The sequence below is a fragment of the Variovorax sp. 10N420 genome, assembly GCF_056394705.1.
Window position 1 is genome coordinate 201,163 of the sequence record NZ_JBFTIJ010000008.1, and the last position, 25,327, is coordinate 226,489.

Below are 25,327 nucleotides of genomic sequence, written 5' to 3' on the forward strand. Positions count from 1 at the left end.
GCGTGCGTACTCAGAGCAGATGGGCGACGCCAGCCTGTTCGTCTTGCAGTTCCTTGAGCGTCTTGTTGATGCGCTCCTGGCTGAAAGCGTCGATCTCGAGTCCTTCGACCAGCTTGTATTCGCCGTTCTCGGTGGTGACCGGGAAACCGAAGATCACGTCCTTGGGGATGCCGTATTGGCCGTCGGACGGGATGCCCATCGTGACCCACTTGCCCTTCGAGCCCAAAGCCCAGTCGCGCATGTGGTCGATGGCGGCATTGGCCGCCGACGCAGCCGACGACAGGCCGCGCGCTTCGATGATCGCGGCGCCGCGCTTGCCGACGGTCGGCAGGAACACGTCGGCGTTCCAGACCTGGTCGTTGATCAGGTCCTTGACGCTCTTGCCGCCGACGGTGGCAAAGCGGTAGTCGGCGTACATCGTGGGCGAGTGGTTGCCCCAGACTGTGAGCTTCTCGATGTCGCCCACGGCCGTGCCGGTCTTGGCGGCGATCTGGCTGGCTGCGCGGTTGTGGTCGAGGCGCAGCATGGCGGTGAAATTCTTGCGCGGCAGGCTCGGTGCGCTCTTCATGGCGATGTACGCATTGGTGTTGGCAGGGTTGCCGACCACGAGCACCTTGACGTTGCGGCTCGCGACCTGGTCGAGCGCCTTGCCCTGGGCGGTAAAGATCTGGGCGTTGGCGGCCAGCAGGTCGGCGCGCTCCATGCCGGGTCCGCGTGGGCGAGCGCCTACCAGCAACGCGTAGTCGGCGTCCTTGAAGGCGACCAGCGGGTCACCCGTAGGGACCACGCCCGCGAGCAGCGGAAACGCGCAATCTTCCAGTTCCATGATGACGCCCTTGAGCGCCTTCTGGGCCTTCTCGTCGGGGATCTCGAGCAGTTGCAGGATGACCGGCTGGTCCTTGCCGAGCATTTCGCCGGAGGCGATGCGGAACAGCAGGGCGTAACCGATTTGGCCAGCGGCGCCGGTGACGGCAACGCGAACAGGCTTTTTGCTCATGGGAAAACTCCAGGAAATGGTGAAAACGGTGCATGGCCGCGGAGTGCGGCCGCGAGGTCGGCCCGGACGATGGCGCCCTGGCTTCAGGCCGTCTGCGATTTTATGCCGATTTGAAGTAGCGATGGCGCCTGTCTTATGTCTTATATAAGATGTCGACCGCGCGGCGCCCCAGCCCTGCGATCGACTCTCATGACCACCACCCCCACTGCCATCGCGGATCTCTCGGCACCGTCGTTCAGCCCGCTCTATCAGCAGATCAAATCCTTGATCCTGCAGAGCCTGCACGCCGGCGAGTGGAAACCGGGGGAGCCGATCCCGAGCGAAATCGACCTTGCCGCGCGCTTCCGCGTCAGCCAAGGCACGGTGCGCAAGGCGATCGACGAGTTGGCTGCCGAAAACCTCGTTGTGCGTCGCCAGGGCAAGGGCACCTTCGTCGCGACCCATGCCGAACAACATGTCCAATACCGCTTCCTGAAGCTGGTGCCCGACAGCGGCGACGTCGACAGCGAAGGCCCCGCCCAGCGCGAAATCGTCGACTGCCGGCGTCAGCGCGCCACCGCCGACGTTGCACGCCTGCTGGCGCTTCGCACCGGCGATGCCGTGCTGCAAGTGCGGCGCGTGCTGGCCTACCGCGGTACGCCCACCATCCTCGAAGACCTCTGGCTACCCGGCGCGCCTTTCAAGGGACTCACGGCAGAGCGCCTCGCTGCATGGCACGGACCGATGTATTCATTGTTCGAGACCGAGTTCGGCGTTCGCATGGTCCGCGCCGAAGAAAAGATTCGCGCAGTGTTGCCCGACGCCGCGCAGGCCGCGCTACTCGCGGTGCCGGCTGCGACCCCGCTGCTCAGCGTCGAACGGGTCGCCCACACTTACCACGACACCCCGATGGAATTGCGCCGCGGCCTCTACAGGACCGACTCCCATCATTACCGCAACCAGCTCGGGTGATGTACCGTCCTACCCTCTCGCAAGCCGCGAGCAACACGCTTGTTGCATTGCAATAGAATTTTGAGTTGTTTGCATTTCTGCTACAGAGCAAGCCGCCCCTCGAAAAATTCCGAAAGTCCCCATGACAGAGCTGGCCACACCACCCCGACCGCGACGTGAATTCCGCAACATCAACGCCATCACCGACTTGACCACCTACCGGCTCCCTCCGGCCGGCGTGGTGTCGATCCTTCACCGCGTGAGCGGCGTGCTGTTGTTCCTGCTGATGCCTTTCATCATCTGGATGTTCGACACCTCCGTGTCTTCCGAGATCTCGTTCGCCCGCTTCAAAGCCGCCTTCAGCAGCGGCCTTGGTTTCGTGCCGGGCTGGTTCATCAAGCTCGTTGTGCTCGCGATGATCTGGGCTTACCTGCATCACTTCACCGCCGGCCTGCGCCATCTGTGGATGGATGTGAGCCACAAGGCCGTGAACAAGGATTTCGGCAAGAGCTCTGCCGTCGCCACGCTGGCGATCAGCATTCTGCTGACCATCGTCCTCGGCGCCAAGCTGTTCGGCCTCTACTGACAAGGAACATTCGATGTCTGTGAACTACGGCTCCAAGCGCACTGTTGTCGGTGCGCATTACGGTTTGTTCGATTGGCTCAGCCAGCGCATCACGGGCGCGCTGATGGCGATCTTCACCATCATCCTGCTGGCGCAGGTGATCTTCTCGCGAGGCCCGATCGGCTACGACCTTTGGGCTGGCATCTTTGCCGCGCAATGGATGAAGGTGCTTACCTTCGTCGTGATTGCATCGCTGCTCTATCACGTGTGGGTCGGCATGCGCGACGTCTGGATGGACTACGTCCGACCTGTCGGCATTCGCCTCTTGCTGCAAGTCTTCACGATGGTCTGGCTTCTGGCCTGCGCGGGCTGGGCCATTCAAGTGCTTTGGAGGCTGTGATGCCTCCAAGCTTTTCGTTTCACGTAACCGTTGTCCCCCGAGAGGGCGAGGCCTCCCTTCGGACGGCCCGGCAGGAGTCCTGACCCCATGACCTATACAAAAGAACAAATCACGAAGCGCAGGTTCGACGTCGTCATCATCGGCGCCGGCGGTTCCGGCATGCGCGCCTCGCTGCAATTGGCGCGTGCCGGCCTCAACGTGGCCGTGCTGTCCAAGGTATTTCCGACGCGCTCGCACACCGTCGCCGCGCAGGGCGGGGTCGGCGCCTCGCTCGGCAACATGAGCGAAGACAACTGGCACTATCACTTCTACGACACGATCAAGGGTTCCGACTGGCTCGGCGACCAGGACGCGATCGAATTCATGTGCCGTGAAGCTCCGAAGGTCGTCTACGAACTCGAACACTTCGGCATGCCGTTCGACCGCAATCCGGACGGCACGATCTACCAGCGCCCCTTCGGCGGGCACACGGCCAACTACGGCGAGAAACCTGTGCAGCGTGCCTGCGCGGCGGCTGACCGCACCGGCCATGCGATGCTGCATACGCTCTATCAAAAGAACGTCGAAGCTCGCACCCAGTTCTTCGTCGAATGGATGGCGCTGGACCTGATCCGTGACGCCGACGGCGACGTGGTCGGCGTCACCGCCCTCGAAATGGAAACCGGCGACCTGCACATCCTGCAGGCCAAGACGGTGCTGCTGGCCACCGGCGGCGCGGGACGCATCTTCGCGGCATCGACCAACGCATTCATCAACACCGGCGACGGACTGGGCATGGCCGCACGCGCTGGCATTCCCTTGCAGGACATGGAGTTCTGGCAGTTCCACCCGACCGGTGTGGCCGGCGCCGGCGTGCTGCTGACCGAAGGCTGCCGCGGCGAGGGCGCGATCCTGCTGAACAGCAACGGTGAGCGCTTCATGGAGCGCTACGCGCCAACCCTGAAGGACCTCGCACCCCGTGACTTCGTCTCGCGTTCGATGGACCAGGAGATCAAGGAAGGCCGAGGCTGCGGTCCCAACAAGGACTACGTGCTGCTGAAGCTCGATCACCTCGGCGCAGAAACGATCCACAAGCGCCTGCCCTCGGTGTATGAGATCGGCGTCAATTTCGCCAACGTCGACATCACCAAGGAGCCGATCCCGGTCGTGCCGACGATTCACTATCAGATGGGCGGCATTCCCACCAACATCAACGGCCAGGTCGTCGTCCAGCAAGGCGAGGACAACAGTGCCGTGGTCAATGGGCTCTATGCCGTCGGCGAATGCTCATGCGTGAGCGTGCACGGTGCCAACCGCCTGGGCACGAATTCGCTGCTCGACCTGCTGGTTTTCGGCCGCGCGGCCGGCAACCACATTGTCGAATTCAACGACAAGCTGAAGGAACACAAGCCGCTGCCGGCCGACGCCGCCGACCGCACCTTGGAGCGCCTCAACCAACTCGAACAATCCACCAGCGGCGAATACGCGCAGGACGTGGCCAACGAGATCCGCGCGGTCATGCAGCAGCACGCTGCGGTGTTTCGCAAGCAGGCGTCCATGGATGAAGGCGTCCAGAAGATCGCCGCGGTGCGCGAACGCGTTGCCGCCGTCACCCTCAAGGACAAGTCGCGGGTTTTCAACACGGCACGCATCGAGGCACTGGAAGTCGACAACCTGATCGAAGTCGCGCAGGCAACAATGGTTTCGGCCGCCGCACGCAAGGAATGCCGCGGCGCTCATACGGTCGAAGACTACGAGCGCCCGGCGGACGATCCCGTCGCGCCGCTCGGCCGGGACGACGTCAACTGGATGAAGCACACGCTTTGGTACAGCCAGGACAACCGCCTCTCGTACAAGCCCGTCAAGCTGCAGCCACTGACTGTCGACTCCGTGCCGCCCAAGGTCCGCACGTTCTGATATTCGACGATCAGCCTTTCCACGTCACAAGATCACAAGGCCCACGATGAAGCGCACATTTCAAATTTATCGCTACGACCCGGACAAGGACGCCAAGCCCTACATGCAAACCGTCGAGATCGAACTCGACGGTCACGAACGCATGCTGCTCGATGCGCTGATGAAGCTCAAGGCGCAGGACCCGAGCCTGTCATTCCGGCGCTCATGCCGCGAGGGCGTTTGCGGCTCGGACGCCATGAACATCAATGGCAAGAACGGCTTGGCCTGTCTCACCAACATGCTGACGCTCAAGGGCACGATCGTGCTGAAGCCTCTGCCCGGCCTGCCCGTCATCCGCGATCTGATCGTCGACATGACGCAGTTCTTCAAGCAGTACAACTCGATCAAACCGTATCTTCAGAACGACACGGTTCCGCCCGAAAAGGAACGCCTCCAGTCGCCGGAAGAGCGCGACGAGCTCAACGGGCTCTATGAGTGCATCCTCTGCGCGAGTTGCTCGACCAGTTGCCCCAGCTTCTGGTGGAATCCAGACAAGTTCGTCGGCCCGGCGGGACTGCTTCAGGCCTACCGCTTCATCGCGGACAGCCGAGACGAAGCCACTGGCGAGCGCCTCGACAACCTCGAAGACCCGTACCGCCTGTTCCGTTGCCACACGATCATGAATTGCGTGGACGTGTGCCCGAAGGGCCTGAACCCCACGAAGGCCATCGGCAAGATCAAGGAATTGATGGTGCGCCGCGCCATCTAAGCCAAGCCTGGACATCATGCAAGCCACGGACGACCTCAACCAGCCGATCAGCGAGCGAGCGCTGAGCAAGCTGAAATGGCGTTGTCGGCGCGGCTTGCTCGAAAACGACCTGTTCATTGCCCGCTTTTTCGAGCGGCACGAGGCAAGCCTGACCGTTGGGCAGGCGCAGGCACTGGAGACATTGATGGACCTGTCAGACAACGATCTGCTCGACCTTTTGCTTCGCCGAAAGGAGCCTGAGCCCGAACGGGCCGGGGCCGGAGTGATCGAACTGCTGCAGTTGATGCGCACTGATGGCGCGCAATTCCTATCTTCCTGAACATATCCATTGAAAGACCCGAAATGAAAGCATCCGAGACCAAGGCCACACTGTCATTCAGCAACGGCGGCCAAAACGTCGATCTACCCATCTACAAGGGAACGATGGGCCCCGACGTGATTGACATCCGCAAGCTGTACGCGCAGACGGGCATGTTCACCTACGACCCGGGCTTCATGTCGACGGCCTCGTGCGAATCCGCCATCACCTACATCGACGGCGACAAGGGCGAACTGCTCTATCGCGGCTATCCCATCGAGCAACTCGCGACCAACTGCGACTTCCTCGAAACCTGCCACCTGCTGCTGTACGGTGAGCTGCCCAACGCCGATCAAAAGGTGGGCTTCACGAAACTCGTGACCAACCACACGATGGTCAACGAGCAGATGCAGTTCTTCCTGCGAGGCTTCCGCCGTGATGCGCACCCAATGGCGATCATGACGGGCCTGGTGGGCGCGTTGTCGGCCTTCTATCACGACAGCACGGACATCAACAATCCGAAGCATCGCGAAATCGCCGCGATCCGCCTGATCGCCAAGATGCCGACCCTGGTCGCCATGGCTTACAAGTACACCGTGGGCCAGCCCTACATGTACCCGAAGAACGAACTCAGCTACGCGGGCAACTTCCTGCACATGATGTTCGCGACCCCCTGCGAAGAGTACAAGGTCAGCCCCGTGCTCGAGCGCGCGCTCGACCGCATCTTCATCCTGCATGCAGACCACGAGCAGAACGCCTCGACCTCGACGGTGCGCCTGTGCGGCTCGTCGGGCACCAACCCGTTCGCGGCCATCGCAGCGGGCGTCGCCTGCCTCTGGGGCCCGGCGCATGGTGGCGCGAATGAAGCGGCACTCAATATGCTCTACGACATCCAGAAGGCTGGCGGCGTCGAAAAGATCGGCGAGTTCATCAAGCAGGTCAAGGACAAGAACTCCAACGTCAAGCTGATGGGCTTCGGGCATCGTGTCTACAAGAACTACGATCCGCGCGCCAAGCTGATGCAGGAAACCTGCAAGGAAGTCCTCGGCGAGTTGGGCCTTGAGAACGACCCATTGTTCAAACTGGCCATGGCGCTTGAAAAGATCGCTTTGGAAGACGAATACTTCGTGTCGCGCAAGCTCTACCCGAACGTGGACTTCTACTCGGGCATCGTGCAGCGCGCCATCGGCATTCCGGTGCCGCTCTTCACCGCCGTCTTTGCGCTGGCACGCACGGTCGGTTGGATTGCCCAGCTGAACGAAATGATCGGTGACCCGGACTACAAGATTGGCCGTCCGCGCCAGTTGTTCGAAGGCTCGCCCAAGCGCGACGTCAAGCCGATCACCCAACGCTGATTCCGGTTGGCCCTCAGCCAGGAAAGCTGCCTTCGGGCAGCTTTTTTGCGTTTCGGCTTACAGGATCGAATTCACCGGATCGGTAGCTTCGCGATCGGAGGGTCACTCCTTCATCCGTCAATTCGAATCCTAAGGAGTTCATCATGAAAAAGATCGCTGCACTGGTCGCCGTCACCTTCGCCTTCGTCTTTCCGCTCGCCGGCTGCAACACCATGAAGGGCGCGGGCCAAGATATACAGAAGGGTGGGCAAAAGATGGAAGACGCGGCGCAGAAGAAGCAATAGCGCAAAAGCAAACGCGAAGGCAATGCAAACAGATGCTGCGGCGCTCATCGCGCCGCGGCAATAAAGTCATCGCAGATCACGATGACCACGCATTGAAAACAGAGAGAAAATAGGGCTCACCATCTCTGAACGAGATGCCACAGCCCCATGAACTCCTCCGAACGCAGCTTCGCCCGCCGCATCGACCTGACGTCGCTGCAATTGTTCGTGGCCGTCTGCGAATTGGGCAGCATCGGACGGGCGGCAGAGCGCGAGTTCATCGCGGCCTCCGCCATCAGCAAGCGCCTGTCGGACCTCGAGGCCACCCTCGGCACTCCTCTCCTCTATCGGCATGCGCGCGGCGTCGACCTGACTCCCGCGGGCGAAAGCCTGCTCCATCACGCCAGATCGGTCCTCTACAGCCTTGAGAAGATGCAGGGCGAACTGAGCGAATACGCGGATGGCGTGCGCGGCCACGTGCGGGTTCACGCCAATATTTCCGCAATCGTCCAGTTTTTGCCGGAAGACCTCGGGGCCTTCGCGCGCGAGCACGACGCCATCAAGATCGACCTTGAAGAGCATCTCAGCAGCGAGGTGGTCCGGGCCGTGCACGAAGGCGCCGCCGACGTGGGCGTTTGCCATCTGCCAGAGGGCACGGGCGAACTGCAGAGTCTGCTCTATCGCAAGGACTCGCTGGTCTTGGTCGTCCCGGCGGGGCATCCGCTTGGCGTGAATCAAGCCGTTGATTTCGCGGACTCCCTGGATTTCGACCACGTCGGGCTGCACACCAACAGTTCCATCTACGTTGCCATGCACCAGGCCGCGCTTGCCGAAAATCGCACCATCAAGCTGCGCATTCACGTCACAGGACTCGATGCCATGTGCCGAATGATCGACAACGGGTTGGGCATTGGGGTCATGCCGTTTCGCGCTTTCGAACTCATGCAGGGCGGCATCGCCGGTGGCTTGAAAAGCATCGCGCTCAACGACGGATGGGCTGCACGCGAAATCCGCCTGATCGCGCGCGATTTCTCCACCTTGCCCGTAGCGGCCCGGACGCTCGTCAAACATCTGCATGCGCCTTCCGGGGCCTCTGACCAACTCACCGCGTAGGCACCTCCGCACGACACAATCATCACCCACGAAAGAGACCACCATGGCACGCACGCTCTACGACAAGCTTTGGGACGAACACGTCGTCCATACGGAAGAAGACGGCACCGCGATCCTCTACATCGACCGTCACCTCGTCCATGAAGTGACCAGCCCCCAGGCGTTCGAAGGACTGCGCGAAGCCGGGCGAAAGCTGTGGCGCATCAGCTCTGTCGTGGCCACGGCCGATCACAACACGCCGACCACTCATTGGGAGCGCGGCTATGACGGCATCGCCGATCCGATCAGCAAGGAGCAGATCACCACGCTCGACACCAACATCAAGGAATTCGGCGCGGCCGCGTTCTTTCCGTTCCTGAGCAAGCGCCAGGGCATCGTGCACGTGATCGGCCCCGAATCCGGTGCCACGCTGCCGGGCATGACGGTCGTATGCGGCGACTCGCACACCTCCACGCACGGCGCGTTCGGCGCGCTCGCGCATGGCATTGGCACGAGCGAAGTCGAGCACGTCATGGCCACTCAGACGCTGCTCGCCAAGAAGGCGAAGAACATGCTCGTGAAGGTCGAGGGCAAACTGCCGCTGGGCTGCACGGCCAAGGACATCGTGCTCGCGATCATCGGCAAGATCGGCACCGCGGGCGGCACGGGCTACACCATCGAATTTGCCGGGTCCGCGATTCGCGACCTGAGCATGGAAGGCCGCATGACGGTGTGCAACATGGCGATCGAAGCCGGCGCGCGCGCCGGGCTGGTCGCCGTGGACCAAAAGACGATCGACTACGTCAAGGGACGTCCGCTCTCGCCCAACGGCGTCGAGTGGGACCAGGCCGTGGCCTACTGGAGCACGCTGCACTCCGATGCCGGCGCGCATTTCGACACCGTGGTCGAACTCGACGCAACGCAGATCAAGCCGCAGGTGACGTGGGGTACTTCGCCCGAGATGGTTGTGCCGGTCGACGGCCGCGTGCCCGATCCGGACAAGGAAAAGGACGCGAACAAGCGCGGCGCGATCGAACGCGCCCTCACCTACATGGGGTTGGAACCGAACAAGCCCATGAACGACATCCTTATCGACAAGGTGTTCATCGGCTCCTGCACCAACAGCCGCATCGAGGACATGCGCGAAGCCGCCGCCATGGTCAAGAAGCTGGGGCAGAAGGTCGCGAAGAACGTCAAGCTCGCGATGGTGGTTCCCGGGTCCGGCCTCGTGAAGGAGCAGGCCGAGCGAGAAGGCCTCGACCAGATCTTCAAGGCCGCAGGTTTCGAGTGGCGCGAACCGGGCTGTTCGATGTGCCTCGCGATGAATGCCGACCGCCTGGAGCCGGGCGAGCGCTGCGCGTCGACCAGCAACCGCAATTTCGAAGGACGCCAAGGCGCGGGTGGTCGCACCCATCTTGTCAGCCCGGCCATGGCCGCGGCCGCTGCCGTGCACGGCCATTTTGTCGACGTGCGTCAATTCGCCTGAACCAGGAGCACACACCATGCAGAAATTCACCGTGCACAAGGGCCTCGTGGCGCCGATGGACCGCGAGAACGTCGACACTGACGCCATCATTCCCAAGCAATTCCTGAAGTCGATCCGCAAGACCGGCTTCGGCCCCAACCTGTTCGATGCCTGGCGCTACCTGGACCCGGGCGAGCCGGGCCAGGACCCGAAGTCCCGCAAGCCGAATCCGGCTTTCGTGCTGAACCAGCCGCGCTACGCGGGCGCTTCGGTGCTGCTTGCGCGCAAGAACTTCGGCTGTGGGTCGTCCCGCGAGCACGCGCCGTGGGCGCTCGATCAATACGGCTTTCGCGCCATCATCGCGCCGAGCTATGCCGACATCTTCTTCAACAACAGCTTCAAGAATGGCCTGCTGCCGATCGTGCTGAGCGAATCGCAGGTCGCGCAGCTCTTTGACGAGACCTTCGCGTTTCCAGGCTACAGCCTGACGATCGACCTTGAACGCCAGGTCGTGGTCAAGCCGGACGGCGCCGAGATTCCGTTCGAAGTCCAGGCTTTCCGCAAGTACTGCCTGATCAATGGTCTGGACGACATCGGCCTCACCTTGCGCCACAAGGACAAGATCAAGGCTTTCGAAACAGAACGCCTGACTACGAAGCCTTGGCTGACTCATCAGCTGATCGCCTGACCCCTCACCGCCCCAAAACACAACCTCCGGAAGACAGACCTTCATGAAAATCGCAGTACTCCCCGGCGACGGCATCGGCACCGAGATCGTGGCCGAGGCACTCCGCGTCCTCGAAGCGCTTGACCTCTCATTTGAGACCGAATCGGCGCTTGTTGGTGGCGCAGCCTACGAGGCGCATGGACACCCGCTGCCCGAATCCACGCTCAAGCTTGCCAAAGAAGCCGACGCGGTTCTCTTCGGGGCCGTGGGCGATTGGAAATACGACAAACTCGAGCGCTCCCTGCGGCCGGAGCAGGCCATTCTTGGCTTGCGCAAGAACCTTGGCCTGTTCGCGAATTTTCGACCGGCGATTTGCTATGAGCAGCTAGTGGATGCGTCCAGCCTCAAGCCCGAACTGATCGCGGGGCTCGACATCCTCATCATCCGGGAACTCACTGGCGACATCTATTTCGGCCAGCCGCGCGGCCGCCGCACCGCAACCGACGGCCACTTCCCCGGCACCGAAGAAGCCTTCGACACCATGCGCTACTCGCGCCCGGAAGTCGAGCGGATCGCCCACGTGGCATTCCAGGCGGCGCGCAAGCGCAGCAAGCGCGTGACCAGCGTGGACAAGGCCAATGTGCTGGAGACTTTCCAGTTCTGGAAGGACATCGTGACCGAGGTCGGCAAAGAATATCCGGACGTCGAGCTCGACCACATGTACGTCGACAACGCGGCCATGCAATTGGTCAAGGCGCCCAAGAAGTTCGACGTGGTGGTCACCGGCAACATGTTCGGCGACATTCTTTCCGACGAAGCCGCGATGCTCACCGGCTCGATCGGCATGCTGCCCTCGGCGTCGCTCAACTCGAGCAATCAGGGCCTTTACGAGCCCAGCCACGGAAGTGCGCCAGACATCGCGGGCAAAGGGGTTGCCAACCCTTTGGCTACAATCTTGTCCGCTGCCATGATGCTCCGCTTTTCCCTGAACCAACCCGAAGCTGCCGACCGAATCGAGTCGGCGGTCAAGTACGTGCTGGCTCAGGGTTTGCGTACGGCAGACATATGGTCCGCTGGTACCACCAAGGTCGGAACCCGCGAAATGGGCGATGCTGTGGTGGCTGCCATCACCAAAAAGACGATTACCGGCTAACCGCAGCCCGATTCGTCACGCCCCTCCCCGGCTCTGACGAGCCGGGCGCAAAGAGAAGACAACTTTCTTTTTTCACAAGGGCAAACTGAAATGGCGAACGCAAATCAACCTCTTGTCGGCCTCGTAGGCTGGCGCGGCATGGTCGGCTCGGTCCTGATGGATCGCATGCAGGCCGAAGGCGACTTCGGACTGATCGAGCCGGTTTTCTTCTCGACTTCCAATGCAGGCGGCAAGGCCCCGGCAATGGCGAAGAACGAGACTACGCTGAAGGATGCCCATGACATCGATGCACTCAAGAAGTGCGACATCGTCATCACGGCCCAGGGCGGCGACTACACCACCGAAGTTTTCCCGAAGCTGCGCGCGGCTGGATGGAAGGGGCATTGGATCGATGCGGCGTCCACGCTGCGCATGAACGATGACGCAATCATCGTGCTCGATCCGGTCAATCTGCCCGTCATCGAAAACGCTCTGGCCAAGGGCGGCAAGAACTGGATCGGCGGCAATTGCACCGTTAGTTGCATGCTCATGGGCGTCGGTGCGCTCTACAAGGCAGGCTTGGTCGAGTGGATGACCAGCATGACCTACCAGGCAGCTTCCGGCGGTGGCGCGCAGCACATGCGCGAGTTGCTCACCCAGTTCGGCACGATCAACGCCGAAGTCCGCGCGCTCCTCGACGATCCGAAGTCTGCCATCCTCGAAATCGACCGCAAGGTACTCGCCAAGCAACAATCCCTCTCCGCGGCTGAAACGGCGAACTTCGGTGCGCCTCTCGGCGGCAGCCTCATCCCTTGGATCGACAAGGATCTGGGCGACGGCATGAGCAAGGAAGAATGGAAGGGCGGCGCAGAGACCAACAAGATCCTGGGCCAAGGCGCGGGCTTCGGAACGGCCGAGACCCCCGTAGACGGCTTTTGCGTTCGGATCGGTGCGATGCGCTGCCACAGCCAGGCGCTCACCTTCAAGCTCAAGAAGAACGTGTCCGTGGCCGACGTCGAGGCATTGATTGCTGCCGACAACCCGTGGGTCAAGGTCGTTCCGAACAATCGCGAAGCCACGGTCAAGGACCTGACGCCGGTTGCAGTCACCGGAACGATGTCGATCCCGGTTGGGCGCCTTCGCAAGCTGGCGATGGGCCCCGAATATCTCGGCGCATTCACCATCGGAGATCAACTGCTTTGGGGCGCGGCCGAACCGCTGCGCCGCATGCTGCGCATCCTTCTGGAAGCCTGAGCCGGCGCCAGCGCGTCCTCCGGGACGCGCGCCGTTGCTGCGCCGCAACGGGCGATGCATGACGAAGTTTGCACGCACTGGGTAGATAAGGCCTGTTGCCTTGTCACTGGGGGGTGTTGATGTTAACGTCCCCTTACACTTTGGGCCGAGCTGCCCCTTACAGCATGACACGACAACCGTTGACCGCGGCCCGCCTCTCGGCCACACGTCCCGCTCCGACGACCATCGGTCGTGGGCAGCTTTCAGTACTAAGTGCAGCTGTCGCGGTGGCCTTGGGGGCGTTCAGCGCCGACACGAGCGCCGTCACGCTGGGGCGCCTCAACATCCAATCAGCCCTCGGCGAACCACTTCGCGCTGAAGTCGAAGTTGCGGACATCACTCCAGCCGAAGCGGACGGCCTCAAAGTCAGCATCGCTTCGTCGGAAGCCTTCAAGGCAGCGGGAGTGCCCTATAACTCAGCGCTTTCCGACGTCCGTGTCGGCGTCCAGCGGCGGACTGATGGGCGCTACGTGGTGCGACTCACCAGCAACCGGCTGGTCAGCGAACCATTCATCGATCTGCTGCTGGAAGCCAACTGGAGTTCCGGACGAATCGTCCGCGACTACACGGTACTGCTCGATCCTCCTACCAGCCGCCAGGCAGCCGCGCCCGTTGCGCCAACGGCGCCACAGATCAGCGCGCGACCGCAATCCGCGGCACCCGTCGCGGTTCAGGCACCGCCGGTTCGCTCGCAGCGGCCCGCTGCGGCGCCGATAGCACCTCCGGCGCCCGATGCGGTTCGCACGGGAACAGGCTCGGGATCCGGATCGGGAGACCAGCAGGTCACCGTGAAAGCAGGCGACACCGCGAGCAAGATTGCCGGCGCGTACAAGCCCGCCGACGTATCGCTCGACCAGATGCTGGTGGCGCTTCTACGCGCCAATCCCAATGCCTTCATCGGTGGGAACGTCAATCGGATCAAGGCGGGCGCGGTGCTGGAAGTGCCAGGTGCTTCACAAGCCGAAGCGATTCCGCCGGGTGACGCCAAGCGCACTGTCGTCGCACAGAGCCGTGATTTCGGCGATTACCGCCGACGTCTTGCGGAAAACGCACCGGCGTCCCAGGTGGCCGATGCCAGCCGCCAGGCGACCGGCAAGCTGCAAGCCAATGTCGAAGATCGCAATGCAGCGAACGCCTCCAGCGACAAGCTGAAGATTTCGCAGGGCATCGCGGCGGGCCACGCCAGCGACGAGCAGATTGCCCAAGCCCGACAGGCACAGGAAAGCAACGCCCGCGTTGCCGAGTTGTCGAAGAACATCAGCGATCTGAACAAGCTGCAAGCTGCCGGCACCAATGCTTCGCCTGCCGCTGCCGCGAGTTCTGCGTCTGGCGTTCCAGCCGCGGCCACTGCTCCTGCTCCTGCTCCTGCTCCTGCTCCTGCTCCTGCTCCTGCTCCTGCTCCTGCTCCTGCTCCTGCCTCTGCTCCCGCCGCCACTGCGGCGCCAAGCGCTACAGCCACGCCCGCATCTCCCGCAGTTCCACCACTCGTCGCACCGACCTCTCCCGCGGCCGCCGTAGCCAGCACTTCCGCAGCAACCGCTCCTGCGCCTGCGGCAGGCGCAACGCCGGGCGCAGATGCTCCCGCACCGGCACCTGCACCGGCCGCCGCGGCCATACCGGCGCCGAAGGCGGCAAAGCCGGCTGCGCCCCCACCTGCCGAGCCAAGTTTCATGACGGAGTTGCTCGACAACCCTCTCATGGTTGGAGCGGCGGCGCTGATCGCCTTGCTGATCGGATTCCTGCTCTACCGAGTGCTTGGCCGCAAGCGCCGCGACGCTGGCGACAGCGTGTTCATCGAAAGCCGGATTCCCAAGGACTCCTTCTTCGGCGCCAGCGGAGGCGAATCGGTCGACACGAAGAATCGTGGGAATTCGGTCGTTTCGTCGCTGTCTTACTCGCCGAGCCAACTCGATGCCGGCGATGTCGATCCTGTCGCGGAAGCCGATGTCTACCTGGCCTACGGTCGCGATCTGCAAGCCGAGGAAATCCTGCGCGAGGCACTGCGTGCCAATCCCGAGCGCACCGCGATTCACCTCAAGTTGCTCGAGATCCACGCCAAGCGCCGTGACCTGCGCGCCTACGAAGCGCTCGCCGCAGACGTCCACAAGTTGACCGGCGGAGCCGGCACCGAATGGAACCGCGTGGTCGAACTCGGCAAAGAGCTGGATCCTGGCAACCCGTTGTACGAGTCGGGCAGCCGCGGCGTCTCCGCAGCGGAAGCGGCAGCCTTCGCTGGAACGCTTGCAGCGGCCTCGACGGCGCCGGCCCCCTTGGCCGCAAGCACCGCAGAACCGGCGGCAGCGCCCCCACCTGCCTTCGTTCCCTCCGTCGCACCGCTGGACTTCGACCTCGACTTGAGCAAGCCGCCGGCACCCGCCGCAACGGCGCCGGCGCCCATCAGCGCCACGCTTCCGCCCGTGCCGCCCCAGCCCATCCGCGAGATCCCTCGTGCGGTCCCGACCAACGGCGGCATGAACGGGCATGCCGCTCCAACGCAGGCACCGAAGCTCGATCTCGAGAACGACTTCGATACCGCTCCCGGTGCACTGGAGCCGATCACGCGCGCACCTTCATCGTCCGATGACGAGCGCACGCTGCCGGCGCCGCTGCGCGCCGGTTTACCCGCCGACTCCGGTTTCATCGAATTCGACATGAGTTCGCTGGCGGGCCTTTCCAGCCGGACGACCGGCGACACCGAACGCGGTCGCCTCGAAACCGTGGAGGAAAACGGCGAAGGTCCGCACGCGATCAAGCTCTCCCTGGCGCGCGAGCTCAAGGCCCTCGGCGACGTCGAAGGCGCTCGCTCGCTGGTGGAGGAAGTTGCCGCCGAAAGCTCCGGCGACGTCAAGGCCGAGGCCAAGCAGTTGCTCGGTCAGCTGCGCTGAGCGGCCGTGCGGCCGCCGCTCCCGTCGTGAGACTGGCTCTGGGCATCCGCTACAACGGCCAGGCCTACGAAGGCTGGCAAAGCCAGCTTTCGGGCCGTACCGTCCAGGACAAGCTCGAAGCGGCGCTGGCCAAATTCGCAGCGCAGCCGATCTCCACGCTCTGCGCAGGCCGCACTGACACAGGCGTCCACGCGCTGATGCAGGTGGTGCATTTCGACACCTCTGTTGAACGAGCGCCCTTCTCGTGGATGCGCGGCACCAACCGCTATCTGCCCGACGACATTGCCGTGCAATGGGCACAGCCCGTCCCTGCTCAGTTTCACTGTCGCGCGAGCGCGTTGACTCGCCGCTACGTCTACATCCTTTCCCAATCGCCCGTTCGCCCCAGCCTTGATGCTGGACGCGTAGGCTGGTCGATGCATCCACTGGACGGAGACGCAATGCGTGCCGCTGCCGGGATGCTCGTGGGCCAGCACGATTTCAGTTCGTTTCGCGCTTCCGCCTGCCAGGCTCGTTCGCCGGTCAAGGACCTGCGCCGAATAGTCGTCACCCGGCATGGGGACACCGACCGTTGCCGTTGGCACTTTGAGTTCGAGGCCGACGCATTCCTTCATCACATGATCCGCAACATCATGGGCTGTCTGGTGCGCATCGGCCGGGGCGACGAGCGGCCCGAATGGATGCTCGAAGTGCTCGAAGCCCGCAGCCGCGTGGTTGCGGCGCCGACCTTCTCGCCCAACGGCCTCTACTTCCTTGGACCGTTGTACGCCGCGGAATGGGGTCTACCTGCGGAGGCCACGATCGACCGTGGTGGCGCTGCGTATGATGGCCCGCCATGAATGTCGCCGCCCCACTCGCTCGCACCCGAGTCAAGATCTGCGGGCTGACGCGCGAACAGGATGTTGAGGCCGCAGTGGAAGCCGGCGCGGACGCGGTCGGCTTTGTCCTCTATGCGGCCAGCCCGCGCGCGGTGACGACGGAGCGAGCTGCCGAATTGGCCGCACGCCTTCCGCCCTTCGTGACGCCCGTCCTGCTTTTCGTGAACGAGGCGCCCGCCAGAAGCATGCATGCCCTCTCCTCCGTAGCCGGCGCCACGGCCCAGTTTCACGGTGACGAATCACCTGAGCAATGTTGGCAAGGTTGCGGCCAGGGCACGCACCGTTACATGCGGGCAGCCCGCATTCCCCTGGGGGCTGCCGGCGCAGCCTTCGACCTCGTAAAATACGCGTCCGATTACTCCCACGCCCAAGCCATCCTGCTCGACGCCCATGTCGAAGCCTATGGCGGCGGCGGCAAGGCATTCGATTGGTCACTTCTTCCACCCGCCGTCGACGCTCACCTCGTCTTGAGTGGTGGGCTCACACCTGCAAACGTGGGCGATGGCATTCGCCAGCTACGGACTCGCTGCAAGTCGCTGTCCGTTGATGTGAGTTCCGGTGTCGAAGCCTCCAAGGGCATCAAGGACGCCGCAAGGATTCGCGAATTCGTCGCCGCAGTTCGTGCGGCCGACGCCTCCTCCTAGTTTGCAGTCGGCAGCCCGTCTCGACCGTCGGGTGCCGGCCCACTGATCGAGACCATGAAAACCTACCAGCAACCCGACGCCAGCGGCCACTTCGGCATCTACGGCGGCACCTTCGCCAGCGAAACGCTGACCCACGCCATCAACGAATTGCGCGATGCCTACGCGAAGTACAAGGACGATCCGGAGTTCCTTGCCGAGTTTCGATACGAGCTCGCGCACTTCGTCGGCCGGCCCTCGCCGATCTACCACGCAGCGCGCACCAGCCGAGAAATGGGCGGCGCACAGATCTACCTGAAGCGCGAAGACCTCAACCACACCGGCGCCCACAAGGTGAACAACACCATAGGCCAGGCCATGCTGGCCAAGCGAATGGGCAAGCCCAGGGTGATCGCCGAAACCGGGGCGGGCCAGCACGGGGTGGCAACCGCCACCATTTGCGCGCGCTACGGGCTCGAATGCGTGGTCTACATGGGCAGCCAGGATGTCAAGCGCCAGAGCCCCAATGTCTACCGGATGAACCTGCTGGGCGCGACCGTCGTGCCGGTGGAGTCCGGCAGCAAGACCTTGAAGGACGCCCTCAACGAGGCCATGCGCGACTGGGTCACAAACGTGGAGAACACGTTCTACATCATCGGCACGGTCGCCGGTCCGCACCCCTACCCCACCATGGTGCGCGACTTCCAGAGCGTGATCGGCAACGAATGCATCGAGCAGATGCCAGCGATGCTCGCAGCGCAGGGCACCGGCCACGCAGTTGAAGGCAGGCAGCCCGATGTGGTGGTCGCGTGCGTCGGCGGCGGCAGCAACGCGATGGGCATCTTTCATCCCTACATACCGTTCGAAGGCACGCGGCTGATCGGTGTCGAAGCGGCCGGCGAAGGCCTGGACAGCGGCAAGCATTCGGCTTCGATCCTGCGCGGCAGCCCCGGCGTGCTGCACGGCAATCGCACCTATCTCCTGCAAAACGAAGACGGCCAGGTGACGGAAACCCACAGCATCAGCGCCGGTCTGGACTATCCCGGCGTAGGACCTGAGCACGCCTATCTTGCGGACATCGGCCGCGCCGAGTACGTCGGCATCACGGATACCGAGGCTTTGGAGGCGTTTCACTATCTGTGCCGCACCGAAGGCATCATCCCCGCGCTGGAATCGAGCCATGCAGTGGCCTATGCCATGAAGCTGGCAAAGACAATGCGCCCGGACCAATCGATCCTGGTCAATCTCTCCGGCCGGGGCGACAAGGACATCGGCACCGTCGCCGACCTATCAGGTGTCGACTTCTATGACCGCCCTTCGATGCGCGGCCTCCATGTGAAGGGAGGCAAGGCATGAGCCGCATTGCAGCCACCTTCGAAGCCCTGCGGACCCTCGGTCGCAGGGCGCTGATTCCGTATGTGACGGCAGGCTTCCCGTACGCCGACGTCACGCCCGAACTCATGCATGGCATGGTCGAGGCGGGCGCCGATGTAATCGAACTCGGCGTCCCGTTTTCCGACCCGATGGCCGACGGTCCCGTGATCCAGCAGGCCGGCGAGGCCGCCCTTGCCTTGGGCATCGGCATGAAGCAGGTCCTCGCCATGGTCGCCGCCTTCCGCCAAATGGATGGCGCTACGCCGGTGGTGCTGATGGGGTATGCCAATCCGGTCGAGCGCTATGACGGCGTGCATGGCAAGGGCAGTTTCATCAGCGATGCCGCCGCGGCCGGCGTGGACGGCCTTCTGGTTGTCGACTATCCGCCCGAGGAGTGCGAGCAATTCGCCGCCGACCTCAAGGCGCACAACATCGACCTGATCTTCCTCCTCGCGCCCACAAGCACGGATGAACGCATGGCGCAAGTCGGACGCATCGCCTCTGGCTACGTCTACTACGTGTCGCTCAAAGGGGTGACTGGCGCCGGCAACCTCGACACCGAAGCCGTCGGCCAGATGATTCCCCGCATCCGCCAGCACGTCAAAGTGCCAGTTGGCGTGGGCTTCGGCATCCGCGACGCACGCACCGCGCAAGCCGTCGGCTCGGCGGCAGACGCTGTCGTCATCGGAAGCCGGATCATTCAATTGATCGACGGCCAGCCGCGCGACGCTGTCGTGCCCCTGGTGCGGGAATTCCTGACCGGAATCCGGCAAGCACTCGACGCCCTGCCCGCTGCAATCCCCAAGAACGCGGCTGGCCGATAATCGCCGCCAACACAAGGAGCCCCCATGAGCTGGCTTGAAAAACTGCTACCGCCAAAAATCGCGCCGTCGGACCCGAGCGAGCGTCGCCAGATGCCCGAAGGGCTCTGGATCAAGTGCCCGAGTTGCGAAACCGTGCTGTACAAGACCGACCTGGAACACAACCAGAACGTCTGCCCGAGCTGCGGCCATCATCACCGCATCGGCGCGCGCGCGCGTCTCGACGCCTTCCTCGACTCCGAAGGCCGTTACGAAGTGGGGCAGGAAGTCCTGCCGGTCGACGCCCTCAAGTTCAAGGACAGCCGCAAGTACCCCGAGCGTCTCAAGGAAGCGCTGGAAAACACCGGCGAAACCGACGCGCTCGTCGTCATGGGCGGCTCGGTGCACAGCATCAACGTAGTGGTTGCCTGCTTCGAGTTCGACTTCATGGGCGGCAGCATGGGCAGCGTCGTGGGCGAGCGTTTCGTACGCGGCGTCCAGACGGCAATCGAGCAGAAGGTGCCCTTCATCTGCTTCACCGCGACCGGCGGCGCGCGCATGCAGGAAGGCCTGCTCTCGCTGATGCAGATGGCAAAGACCAACGCGGCGCTGACCCACCTGGCGAAGAAGGGCCTGCCCTATATCAGCGTGCTGACCGATCCGACCATGGGCGGCGTGAGTGCAGGTTTTGCGTTCGTGGGTGACGTGGTGATTGCGGAGCCAAAGGCGCTGATCGGCTTTGCCGGCCCGCGCGTGATCGAATCCACCGTGCGCGTGACCTTGCCGGAAGGCTTTCAGCGGGCCGAATTCCTGCAGACCAAGGGCGCGATCGATTTGATCTGCGACCGGCGCGAACTGCGCAAGACCGTCGCCAGCACCTTGGCGATGCTGCTGCGTCAGCCTGCAGACGCGGTCATTTGACAGACGCCGGAAAGACCGGGCTCACCCTCCGAGGGTGAAGACCGACGCCATCACGCTGCCCAGCACGATGGCGCCGACCTGCAACAGCACGATCGCGACCATGGGCGACAAGTCGACGCCGCCGATGAGCGGAACGAACCGACGCAGCGGCCGCACCAGCGGATTGGCGAGGCGCGCGATCAAGTCCTGAAGCATGGAAGACGCGTTGGGCACCCAGGACAGCACCGCATAGACGATCAGTAGCGCAGTGAGTCCCGAGACTGCGAGTTGCAGCAGCCCGACGAGCGACACCAGCGGCAGGATCGCCCAGCGCCCCAGGCCGCCCATCAGCAACCAGAGAAGAACGAACTTCGCCATGACCAGCAGCCAGGCGGCGATCAGGCTGGCCAAGTCCCAGCGCTTGATCGGCGGCACGATGCGGCGCAGCGGCAGCACGATCCAATCGGTGATCGCGAACACGAAGCGCCCCAGCGGATTGCCGAAAGGCACCCGGTGATATTGCATGTACAGACGCAGCAGGCAAGCGCCGCCCAGAAGGCCGACGATCACGTCGAGCAGGAACGATGGAATCTGATAGAGCATGGCGCGAAGTCGTGAGCGGAATGCGATGATAGCCACGCCAAGGTTCACCGATGACGACACCTCTCGTTCTGCATTCCCTCCCCCTGTTTCCGCTAGGCATCGTGCTGTTTCCCGGCGGACTGCTGCCCTTGCGAATCTTCGAGGTGCGTTACCTGGACATGATCGGCAGATGCCACAAGAATGGGTCGCCCTTCGGCGTGGTCAGCCTCACGCAAGGCTCGGAGGTTCGCAGGGCCGGGGCCGAAGCCGAGAGCTTTGCCGCTGTCGGCACCTTCGCGGCGATCTGCGAATTCGCGTCACCGCAGGCCGGCCTCATGCAGATCGAATGCCTCGGCACGCAGCGCTTTCGCATCCGTTCGAGCGAAATGCAAAAGCACGGGTTGTGGACGGCCAATGTCGAATCCATTGCCGACGATCTGCCTCTCGAAGTCCCTGGCGACTTGCGGCCAGCTGCCGACGCGTTGCGCCGGCTGATCGACACGCTGGAAGAGCGCAGGCGCAACGAAGGTGACGCCACAGTTCGATTGCCGATTCCGGAACCCTACAAGTTCGAAGACTGCGGATGGGTTGCCAATCGCTGGTGCGAACTGCTGCCGGCGCAAACCGAACTCAAGCAGCGCCTGATGGAATTGGACAGTCCGTTGATGCGGCTCGAACTGGTCAGCGACGTCCTGACGCGCACCGGGATCATCGGGTAGCCTGCTACAAGTTCCATAGCGATGGCGCCAATGTCGGCGCCCCGTCGACATCGGCCTGCGGCATGCCCGCCAGAGATAAAATGGCCGGTTGCGCGCGCCTGTCGCGTGCGCCACCATCCTGCCTCATGTCCGACCACCTGATCCCCTCTGTTCCCGCTCCTGCCGCAACGCCGGCCGCGCCCATCGACGACAACCAACTGATTGCCGAACGGCGCGAAAAACTGAAGGCGCTGCGTCAAGCACAGTCAGAAGGCAAAGGGGTCGCTTTTCCGAATGACTTCAAGCCAGCCGACCGCGCAGCCGCGCTGATCGCCACCCACGGCGAGACGCCGCCTGAAGTGCTGGACGCGAAGCCCGTGCCGGTCAGCGTCGCCGGCCGGATGATGCTCAAGCGCGTGATGGGCAAGGCGAGTTTCGCGACGGTGCAGGATTCCACCGAACGCATCCAGCTCTACGTTACGCGCGATGCCGTCGGCGAAGAAGCCTACGCCGAGTTCAAGCGCTGGGACCTGGGTGACATCGTCGGCGCCGAAGGCACCGCCTTCAAGACCAAGACCGGCGAGCTGTCGGTCAAGGTCACCAAGCTGCGCCTCCTGACAAAGAGCCTGCGGCCACTGCCCGACAAGTTCCACGGGATGGCTGACCAGGAACAGAAGTACCGCCAACGCTACGTCGACCTCATCACCGATGCGGCCGCGCGCGAACGCTTCACCGCACGCAGCCGCGCCGTGAGCGCCCTGCGCGAATTCATGGTGGCAAACGACTTCCTCGAAGTCGAGACGCCGATGCTGCACCCCATTCCGGGCGGCGCCAACGCCAAGCCTTTCGTGACGCACCACAACGCGCTCGACCAGGAGATGTTCCTGCGCATCGCGCCGGAGCTCTATCTGAAGCGGCTGATCGTGGGCGGCTTCGAGCGCGTGTTCGAAATCAACCGGAGCTATCGCAACGAAGGCATTTCGGTGCGGCACAACCCCGAATTCACGATGATGGAGTTCTACGCGGCCTACTGGAATTACCGCGACCTGATGGACTTCACCGAAACGCTGATCCGCACGATCGCCGACAAGACGGTCGGCAGCCAACAACTGAGCTACCAGGGCAAGGAAGTGGACCTCGCGAAGCCTTTCGAGCGGCTGACGATCCGCGAGGCGATCCTCAAGTACACCGATGCAGGAACGAACGTCGACGACGCGAGTTGGCTGGTCAACGCCCTGCGCAAGCTCGGCCTGACCGAAGAGAAGGACAAGCTCTCGCAACGCAGTCTCGCCAGCCTGCAGGTGATGTACTTCGAGGAGACAGTGGAAGAGAAGCTCTGGCAGCCGACCTTCATCATGGAACATCCGACTGAAATTTCGCCGTTGGCGCGCGCCAACGACGATCGTCCCGAAGTAACGGAGCGCTTTGAGCTCTACATCACGGGCCGCGAGTTCGGCAATGGTTTCAGCGAGCTCAACGACGCCGAAGACCAGGCGGCGCGATTGAATGCGCAGGTCGCAGCCAAGGACAGCGGCGACGATGAGGCGATGTACTTTGACCACGATTTCGTGCGCGCACTCGAATACGGCATGCCACCCACAGGCGGCTGCGGCATCGGCATCGATCGCTTGATGATGCTGCTGACAGATTCGCCGAGCATTCGTGACGTGATCCTGTTTCCTGCCTTGCGTCGGGAATCTTGAACACCCGCGGATCGGCGATCGGAATCGACTTCGGCACGTCGAATTCCGCCGTCGCCTTCGTCGCGGAGGACGGGAAGGCGCGTCCGCTGGCCCTCGAAGGCGCCGCGACGACGATCCCGACCGCCGTCTTCTTCAACGCCGAGGAGCGCACCACGCACTTCGGCCGCGAAGCAATCGCGCTCTACCTGGCGGGCACCGAAGGCCGGCTGATGCGATCGCTCAAGAGCCTGCTGGGCAGCTCTCTGGTGCAGGAGCAGACAGAGATCTTCAACGAGCCGGTGCGCTTCGAGGACATCATCACCCTCTTCCTTTCGGAGCTCGGAAACCGTGCCGGAAAGCAACTCGGCAAGAAGCCGAGCCGCGTGGTGGTGGGTCGCCCGGTTCGTTTCGTCGATGACGACATCGACCGCGACAAACTCGCGGAGGAGACCCTTCGGCGGGCGGTGAAGAACGCCGGACTGGGCGAAGTGTCTTTTCAATATGAGCCGATCGCGGCGGCATTCGATTACGAGCGGCGCATCAAGCGCGAAGCGCTGGTCCTGGTCGTCGACATCGGTGGCGGCACTTCCGACTTCACGGTGGTGCGCCTCGGGCCTGATCGCATGGCCGCCAGCGATCGCGCTGTGGACGTGTTGTCCACCACGGGTGTCCACATCGGCGGCACCGACTTCGACCAGCGACTGAGCCTTGAATGCGCGATGCCGCAGCTCGGCTTTCGCCATATCGGGCCACAAGGCCGCGAGGTGCCGAGCCGCACCTTTTTCGACCTCTCGTCGTGGCATCTGATCAACTGGCTCTACGCGCCGAAGGCGATCCGGCAGGTTCAGGATCTGCGCACCAACTACGTCGAACTGCGTTTGCACGACCGCCTGATGAACGTGCTTGTGAATCGCGAAGGCCACCGCATCGCGAGCGAAGTTGAAGCGGCCAAAATTCGAGCGTCCATGGCCGAAGACAGCGTGGCCATCGACCTGTCTTGTGCGGAGGCCGGCTTGTCGGCGCAGTTCGCGCCCGACGCCATGGCACTACACCTGGCCACGGCGCTCGAGAACGTGATCAGGTGCGCGCGGGAATGCGTTCAGGGAGCGATGTTGGGCGGCAACAAGCTTGATGCGATCTACCTGACAGGCGGCTCGTCGGCGCTGCGCCCATTCCAGAGCGGACTGCGCAAGGCATTTCCCGACGTCGAGATGATCGAAGGCGATCTTTTCGGCGGTGTGGCTGCTGGGCTAGCTTATGCGGCGGCCTCGAAACGCGTCGCGGAAACCGCATGAAGTATCTGGCCGCATATCCTGCGGCGCTTCGCACCCAGATCGAGCAACTCATCGAGCGCAACGGCCTTGGCGAGTGGCTGCAAAAGCGCTACGGCAGCACGCACGACATCCGCACCGACCGCGCGCTGTACGACTATGTGGGCGACATCAAGAGCCAGTTCCTGCGCAATGCAGACCCGGTGTCCAAGGTCATGTTCGACAACAAGCTCCATGTGATCCGGAACGCCCTCGGCACGCATACAACGGTTTCGCGCGTGCAAGGAAGCCGCCTGAAGGCAAAGCGCGAGATCCGGGTGGCGAGCCTGTTCAAGGAAGTGCCGGAAGAGTGGTTGCGGATGATCGTGGTGCACGAACTGGCCCACACGAAGGAGCGCGAGCACGACAAGGCGTTCTACCAACTGTGCACGCACATGGAGCCGCAATATCACCAGTTCGAGTTCGACCTGCGTCTGTATTTGACGCATCTCGACCTGGGCGGCGAACGGCTCTGGTCGGTGACCGCCGCGTAGGTC

The 25,327-nt window shown here is 63.1% G+C and carries 25 protein-coding genes; 23 read left to right on the forward strand and 2 right to left on the reverse strand.

The window, feature by feature from the left end:
• Nucleotides 1-10: 10 nt before the first annotated feature.
• The gene (locus tag AC1DEK_RS21320; protein ID WP_478127274.1) at nt 11-997 is read right to left on the reverse strand and encodes a malate dehydrogenase; all 987 of its coding nucleotides are present in this window, start codon (nt 995-997) and stop codon (nt 11-13) included.
• A gap of 189 nt (nt 998-1,186) precedes the next feature.
• Between AC1DEK_RS21320 and AC1DEK_RS21325 the strand changes: the two genes are divergently transcribed.
• From AC1DEK_RS21325 to accD, 19 genes are all read left to right on the forward strand, one after another.
• Nucleotides 1,187-1,948, forward strand: a complete 762-nt coding sequence (locus AC1DEK_RS21325) for a GntR family transcriptional regulator (protein ID WP_478127275.1) — start codon at nt 1,187-1,189, stop codon at nt 1,946-1,948.
• A gap of 121 nt (nt 1,949-2,069) precedes the next feature.
• Nucleotides 2,070-2,513 carry a succinate dehydrogenase, cytochrome b556 subunit gene (gene sdhC, locus AC1DEK_RS21330; RefSeq protein WP_478127276.1) on the forward strand — a complete coding sequence of 148 codons (444 nt, stop codon included), beginning with the start codon at nt 2,070-2,072 and terminating at the stop codon, nt 2,511-2,513.
• 13 nt (nt 2,514-2,526) lie between these two features.
• Nucleotides 2,527-2,892, forward strand: coding sequence for a succinate dehydrogenase, hydrophobic membrane anchor protein (sdhD, locus tag AC1DEK_RS21335; RefSeq protein ID WP_478127277.1), 366 nt, complete (start codon nt 2,527-2,529; stop codon nt 2,890-2,892).
• A gap of 87 nt (nt 2,893-2,979) precedes the next feature.
• Nucleotides 2,980-4,788, forward strand: a complete 1,809-nt coding sequence (sdhA, locus tag AC1DEK_RS21340) for a succinate dehydrogenase flavoprotein subunit (protein ID WP_478127278.1) — start codon at nt 2,980-2,982, stop codon at nt 4,786-4,788.
• 46 nt (nt 4,789-4,834) lie between these two features.
• The gene (locus AC1DEK_RS21345; RefSeq protein WP_478127279.1) at nt 4,835-5,536 is read left to right on the forward strand and encodes a succinate dehydrogenase iron-sulfur subunit; all 702 of its coding nucleotides are present in this window, start codon (nt 4,835-4,837) and stop codon (nt 5,534-5,536) included.
• A gap of 16 nt (nt 5,537-5,552) precedes the next feature.
• Complete coding sequence (locus AC1DEK_RS21350) at nt 5,553-5,855, forward strand: FAD assembly factor SdhE (protein WP_478127280.1); 303 nt, start codon at nt 5,553-5,555, stop codon at nt 5,853-5,855.
• Nucleotides 5,856-5,878: 23 nt separating this feature from the next.
• Nucleotides 5,879-7,189: a citrate synthase gene (gene gltA, locus AC1DEK_RS21355; protein ID WP_478127281.1), complete on the forward strand. Its 1,311-nt coding sequence runs from the start codon at nt 5,879-5,881 to the stop codon at nt 7,187-7,189.
• A 143-nt stretch (nt 7,190-7,332) separates the two neighbouring features.
• On the forward strand, nt 7,333-7,473 hold the full coding sequence (locus AC1DEK_RS21360) for an entericidin A/B family lipoprotein (RefSeq protein WP_478127282.1): 141 nt from the start codon (nt 7,333-7,335) through the stop codon (nt 7,471-7,473).
• Between the two features lie 147 nt (nt 7,474-7,620).
• Nucleotides 7,621-8,565 carry a LysR substrate-binding domain-containing protein gene (locus AC1DEK_RS21365; RefSeq protein WP_478127283.1) on the forward strand — a complete coding sequence of 315 codons (945 nt, stop codon included), beginning with the start codon at nt 7,621-7,623 and terminating at the stop codon, nt 8,563-8,565.
• Nucleotides 8,566-8,608: 43 nt separating this feature from the next.
• Nucleotides 8,609-10,030: a 3-isopropylmalate dehydratase large subunit gene (gene leuC, locus AC1DEK_RS21370; RefSeq protein ID WP_478127284.1), complete on the forward strand. Its 1,422-nt coding sequence runs from the start codon at nt 8,609-8,611 to the stop codon at nt 10,028-10,030.
• A 16-nt stretch (nt 10,031-10,046) separates the two neighbouring features.
• Nucleotides 10,047-10,697, forward strand: a complete 651-nt coding sequence (gene leuD, locus AC1DEK_RS21375; protein ID WP_478127285.1) for a 3-isopropylmalate dehydratase small subunit — start codon at nt 10,047-10,049, stop codon at nt 10,695-10,697.
• Between the two features lie 43 nt (nt 10,698-10,740).
• The gene (gene leuB / locus AC1DEK_RS21380; RefSeq protein ID WP_478127286.1) at nt 10,741-11,829 is read left to right on the forward strand and encodes a 3-isopropylmalate dehydrogenase; all 1,089 of its coding nucleotides are present in this window, start codon (nt 10,741-10,743) and stop codon (nt 11,827-11,829) included.
• A 90-nt stretch (nt 11,830-11,919) separates the two neighbouring features.
• Nucleotides 11,920-13,062, forward strand: coding sequence for an aspartate-semialdehyde dehydrogenase (asd, locus tag AC1DEK_RS21385; RefSeq protein WP_478127287.1), 1,143 nt, complete (start codon nt 11,920-11,922; stop codon nt 13,060-13,062).
• Nucleotides 13,063-13,226: 164 nt separating this feature from the next.
• Nucleotides 13,227-15,986, forward strand: coding sequence for a motility hub landmark protein FimV (locus AC1DEK_RS21390; protein WP_478127288.1), 2,760 nt, complete (start codon nt 13,227-13,229; stop codon nt 15,984-15,986).
• Between the two features lie 26 nt (nt 15,987-16,012).
• On the forward strand, nt 16,013-16,825 hold the full coding sequence (gene truA, locus AC1DEK_RS21395) for a tRNA pseudouridine(38-40) synthase TruA (RefSeq protein ID WP_478127289.1): 813 nt from the start codon (nt 16,013-16,015) through the stop codon (nt 16,823-16,825).
• Nucleotides 16,822-17,508, forward strand: a complete 687-nt coding sequence (locus AC1DEK_RS21400; RefSeq protein WP_478127290.1) for a phosphoribosylanthranilate isomerase — start codon at nt 16,822-16,824, stop codon at nt 17,506-17,508. The genes truA and AC1DEK_RS21400 overlap by 4 nt, the downstream gene beginning before the upstream one ends.
• A 54-nt stretch (nt 17,509-17,562) precedes the next feature.
• Nucleotides 17,563-18,840 carry a tryptophan synthase subunit beta gene (gene trpB / locus AC1DEK_RS21405; RefSeq protein WP_478127291.1) on the forward strand — a complete coding sequence of 426 codons (1,278 nt, stop codon included), beginning with the start codon at nt 17,563-17,565 and terminating at the stop codon, nt 18,838-18,840.
• Nucleotides 18,837-19,682: a tryptophan synthase subunit alpha gene (gene trpA / locus AC1DEK_RS21410; protein WP_478127292.1), complete on the forward strand. Its 846-nt coding sequence runs from the start codon at nt 18,837-18,839 to the stop codon at nt 19,680-19,682. Before trpB ends, trpA begins: the two co-directional genes overlap by 4 nt.
• 24 nt (nt 19,683-19,706) lie before the next feature.
• Nucleotides 19,707-20,579, forward strand: a complete 873-nt coding sequence (accD, locus tag AC1DEK_RS21415; RefSeq protein WP_478127293.1) for an acetyl-CoA carboxylase, carboxyltransferase subunit beta — start codon at nt 19,707-19,709, stop codon at nt 20,577-20,579.
• 21 nt (nt 20,580-20,600) lie between these two features.
• Here accD and AC1DEK_RS21420 read toward each other — a convergent pair whose 3' ends face one another.
• Nucleotides 20,601-21,161: a YggT family protein gene (locus tag AC1DEK_RS21420; RefSeq protein WP_478127294.1), complete on the reverse strand. Its 561-nt coding sequence runs from the start codon at nt 21,159-21,161 to the stop codon at nt 20,601-20,603.
• 50 nt (nt 21,162-21,211) lie between these two features.
• Here AC1DEK_RS21420 and AC1DEK_RS21425 point away from each other — a divergent pair, with 50 nt between their 5' ends.
• The 4 genes from AC1DEK_RS21425 (at nt 21,212) to AC1DEK_RS21440 (ending at nt 25,324) form a co-directional block, all read left to right on the forward strand.
• On the forward strand, nt 21,212-21,859 hold the full coding sequence (locus AC1DEK_RS21425) for an LON peptidase substrate-binding domain-containing protein (protein WP_478127295.1): 648 nt from the start codon (nt 21,212-21,214) through the stop codon (nt 21,857-21,859).
• Between the two features lie 125 nt (nt 21,860-21,984).
• Nucleotides 21,985-23,541 (forward strand): lysine--tRNA ligase, encoded by a 1,557-nt coding sequence (gene lysS / locus AC1DEK_RS21430; RefSeq protein ID WP_478127296.1) that lies wholly within the window; start codon nt 21,985-21,987, stop codon nt 23,539-23,541.
• Entirely contained in the window at nt 23,538-24,815 is a 1,278-nt protein-coding gene (locus AC1DEK_RS21435; RefSeq protein WP_478127297.1) for an Hsp70 family protein, read from the forward strand. The genes lysS and AC1DEK_RS21435 overlap by 4 nt, the downstream gene beginning before the upstream one ends.
• Nucleotides 24,812-25,324, forward strand: coding sequence for a YgjP-like metallopeptidase domain-containing protein (locus AC1DEK_RS21440; protein ID WP_478127298.1), 513 nt, complete (start codon nt 24,812-24,814; stop codon nt 25,322-25,324). The genes AC1DEK_RS21435 and AC1DEK_RS21440 overlap by 4 nt, the downstream gene beginning before the upstream one ends.
• Nucleotides 25,325-25,327: the final 3 nt, after the last annotated feature.

Coding starts and splice junctions, on each gene's coding strand:
- accD (WP_478127293.1), top strand. CDS start 19,707: ATGAGCTGGCTTGAAAAACTGCTACCGCCAAAAATCGCGCCGTCGGAC.
- sdhD (WP_478127277.1), top strand. CDS start 2,527: ATGTCTGTGAACTACGGCTCCAAGCGCACTGTTGTCGGTGCGCATTAC.
- AC1DEK_RS21350 (WP_478127280.1), top strand. CDS start 5,553: ATGCAAGCCACGGACGACCTCAACCAGCCGATCAGCGAGCGAGCGCTG.
- asd (WP_478127287.1), top strand. CDS start 11,920: ATGGCGAACGCAAATCAACCTCTTGTCGGCCTCGTAGGCTGGCGCGGC.
- gltA (WP_478127281.1), top strand. CDS start 5,879: ATGAAAGCATCCGAGACCAAGGCCACACTGTCATTCAGCAACGGCGGC.
- AC1DEK_RS21420 (WP_478127294.1), bottom strand. CDS start 21,161: ATGCTCTATCAGATTCCATCGTTCCTGCTCGACGTGATCGTCGGCCTT.
- AC1DEK_RS21360 (WP_478127282.1), top strand. CDS start 7,333: ATGAAAAAGATCGCTGCACTGGTCGCCGTCACCTTCGCCTTCGTCTTT.
- trpA (WP_478127292.1), top strand. CDS start 18,837: ATGAGCCGCATTGCAGCCACCTTCGAAGCCCTGCGGACCCTCGGTCGC.
- sdhC (WP_478127276.1), top strand. CDS start 2,070: ATGACAGAGCTGGCCACACCACCCCGACCGCGACGTGAATTCCGCAAC.
- AC1DEK_RS21320 (WP_478127274.1), bottom strand. CDS start 997: ATGAGCAAAAAGCCTGTTCGCGTTGCCGTCACCGGCGCCGCTGGCCAA.
- AC1DEK_RS21425 (WP_478127295.1), top strand. CDS start 21,212: ATGACGACACCTCTCGTTCTGCATTCCCTCCCCCTGTTTCCGCTAGGC.
- trpB (WP_478127291.1), top strand. CDS start 17,563: ATGAAAACCTACCAGCAACCCGACGCCAGCGGCCACTTCGGCATCTAC.
- AC1DEK_RS21365 (WP_478127283.1), top strand. CDS start 7,621: ATGAACTCCTCCGAACGCAGCTTCGCCCGCCGCATCGACCTGACGTCG.
- sdhA (WP_478127278.1), top strand. CDS start 2,980: ATGACCTATACAAAAGAACAAATCACGAAGCGCAGGTTCGACGTCGTC.
- leuC (WP_478127284.1), top strand. CDS start 8,609: ATGGCACGCACGCTCTACGACAAGCTTTGGGACGAACACGTCGTCCAT.
- AC1DEK_RS21325 (WP_478127275.1), top strand. CDS start 1,187: ATGACCACCACCCCCACTGCCATCGCGGATCTCTCGGCACCGTCGTTC.
- leuD (WP_478127285.1), top strand. CDS start 10,047: ATGCAGAAATTCACCGTGCACAAGGGCCTCGTGGCGCCGATGGACCGC.
- lysS (WP_478127296.1), top strand. CDS start 21,985: ATGTCCGACCACCTGATCCCCTCTGTTCCCGCTCCTGCCGCAACGCCG.
- AC1DEK_RS21400 (WP_478127290.1), top strand. CDS start 16,822: ATGAATGTCGCCGCCCCACTCGCTCGCACCCGAGTCAAGATCTGCGGG.
- leuB (WP_478127286.1), top strand. CDS start 10,741: ATGAAAATCGCAGTACTCCCCGGCGACGGCATCGGCACCGAGATCGTG.
- AC1DEK_RS21345 (WP_478127279.1), top strand. CDS start 4,835: ATGAAGCGCACATTTCAAATTTATCGCTACGACCCGGACAAGGACGCC.
- AC1DEK_RS21390 (WP_478127288.1), top strand. CDS start 13,227: ATGACACGACAACCGTTGACCGCGGCCCGCCTCTCGGCCACACGTCCC.
- AC1DEK_RS21440 (WP_478127298.1), top strand. CDS start 24,812: ATGAAGTATCTGGCCGCATATCCTGCGGCGCTTCGCACCCAGATCGAG.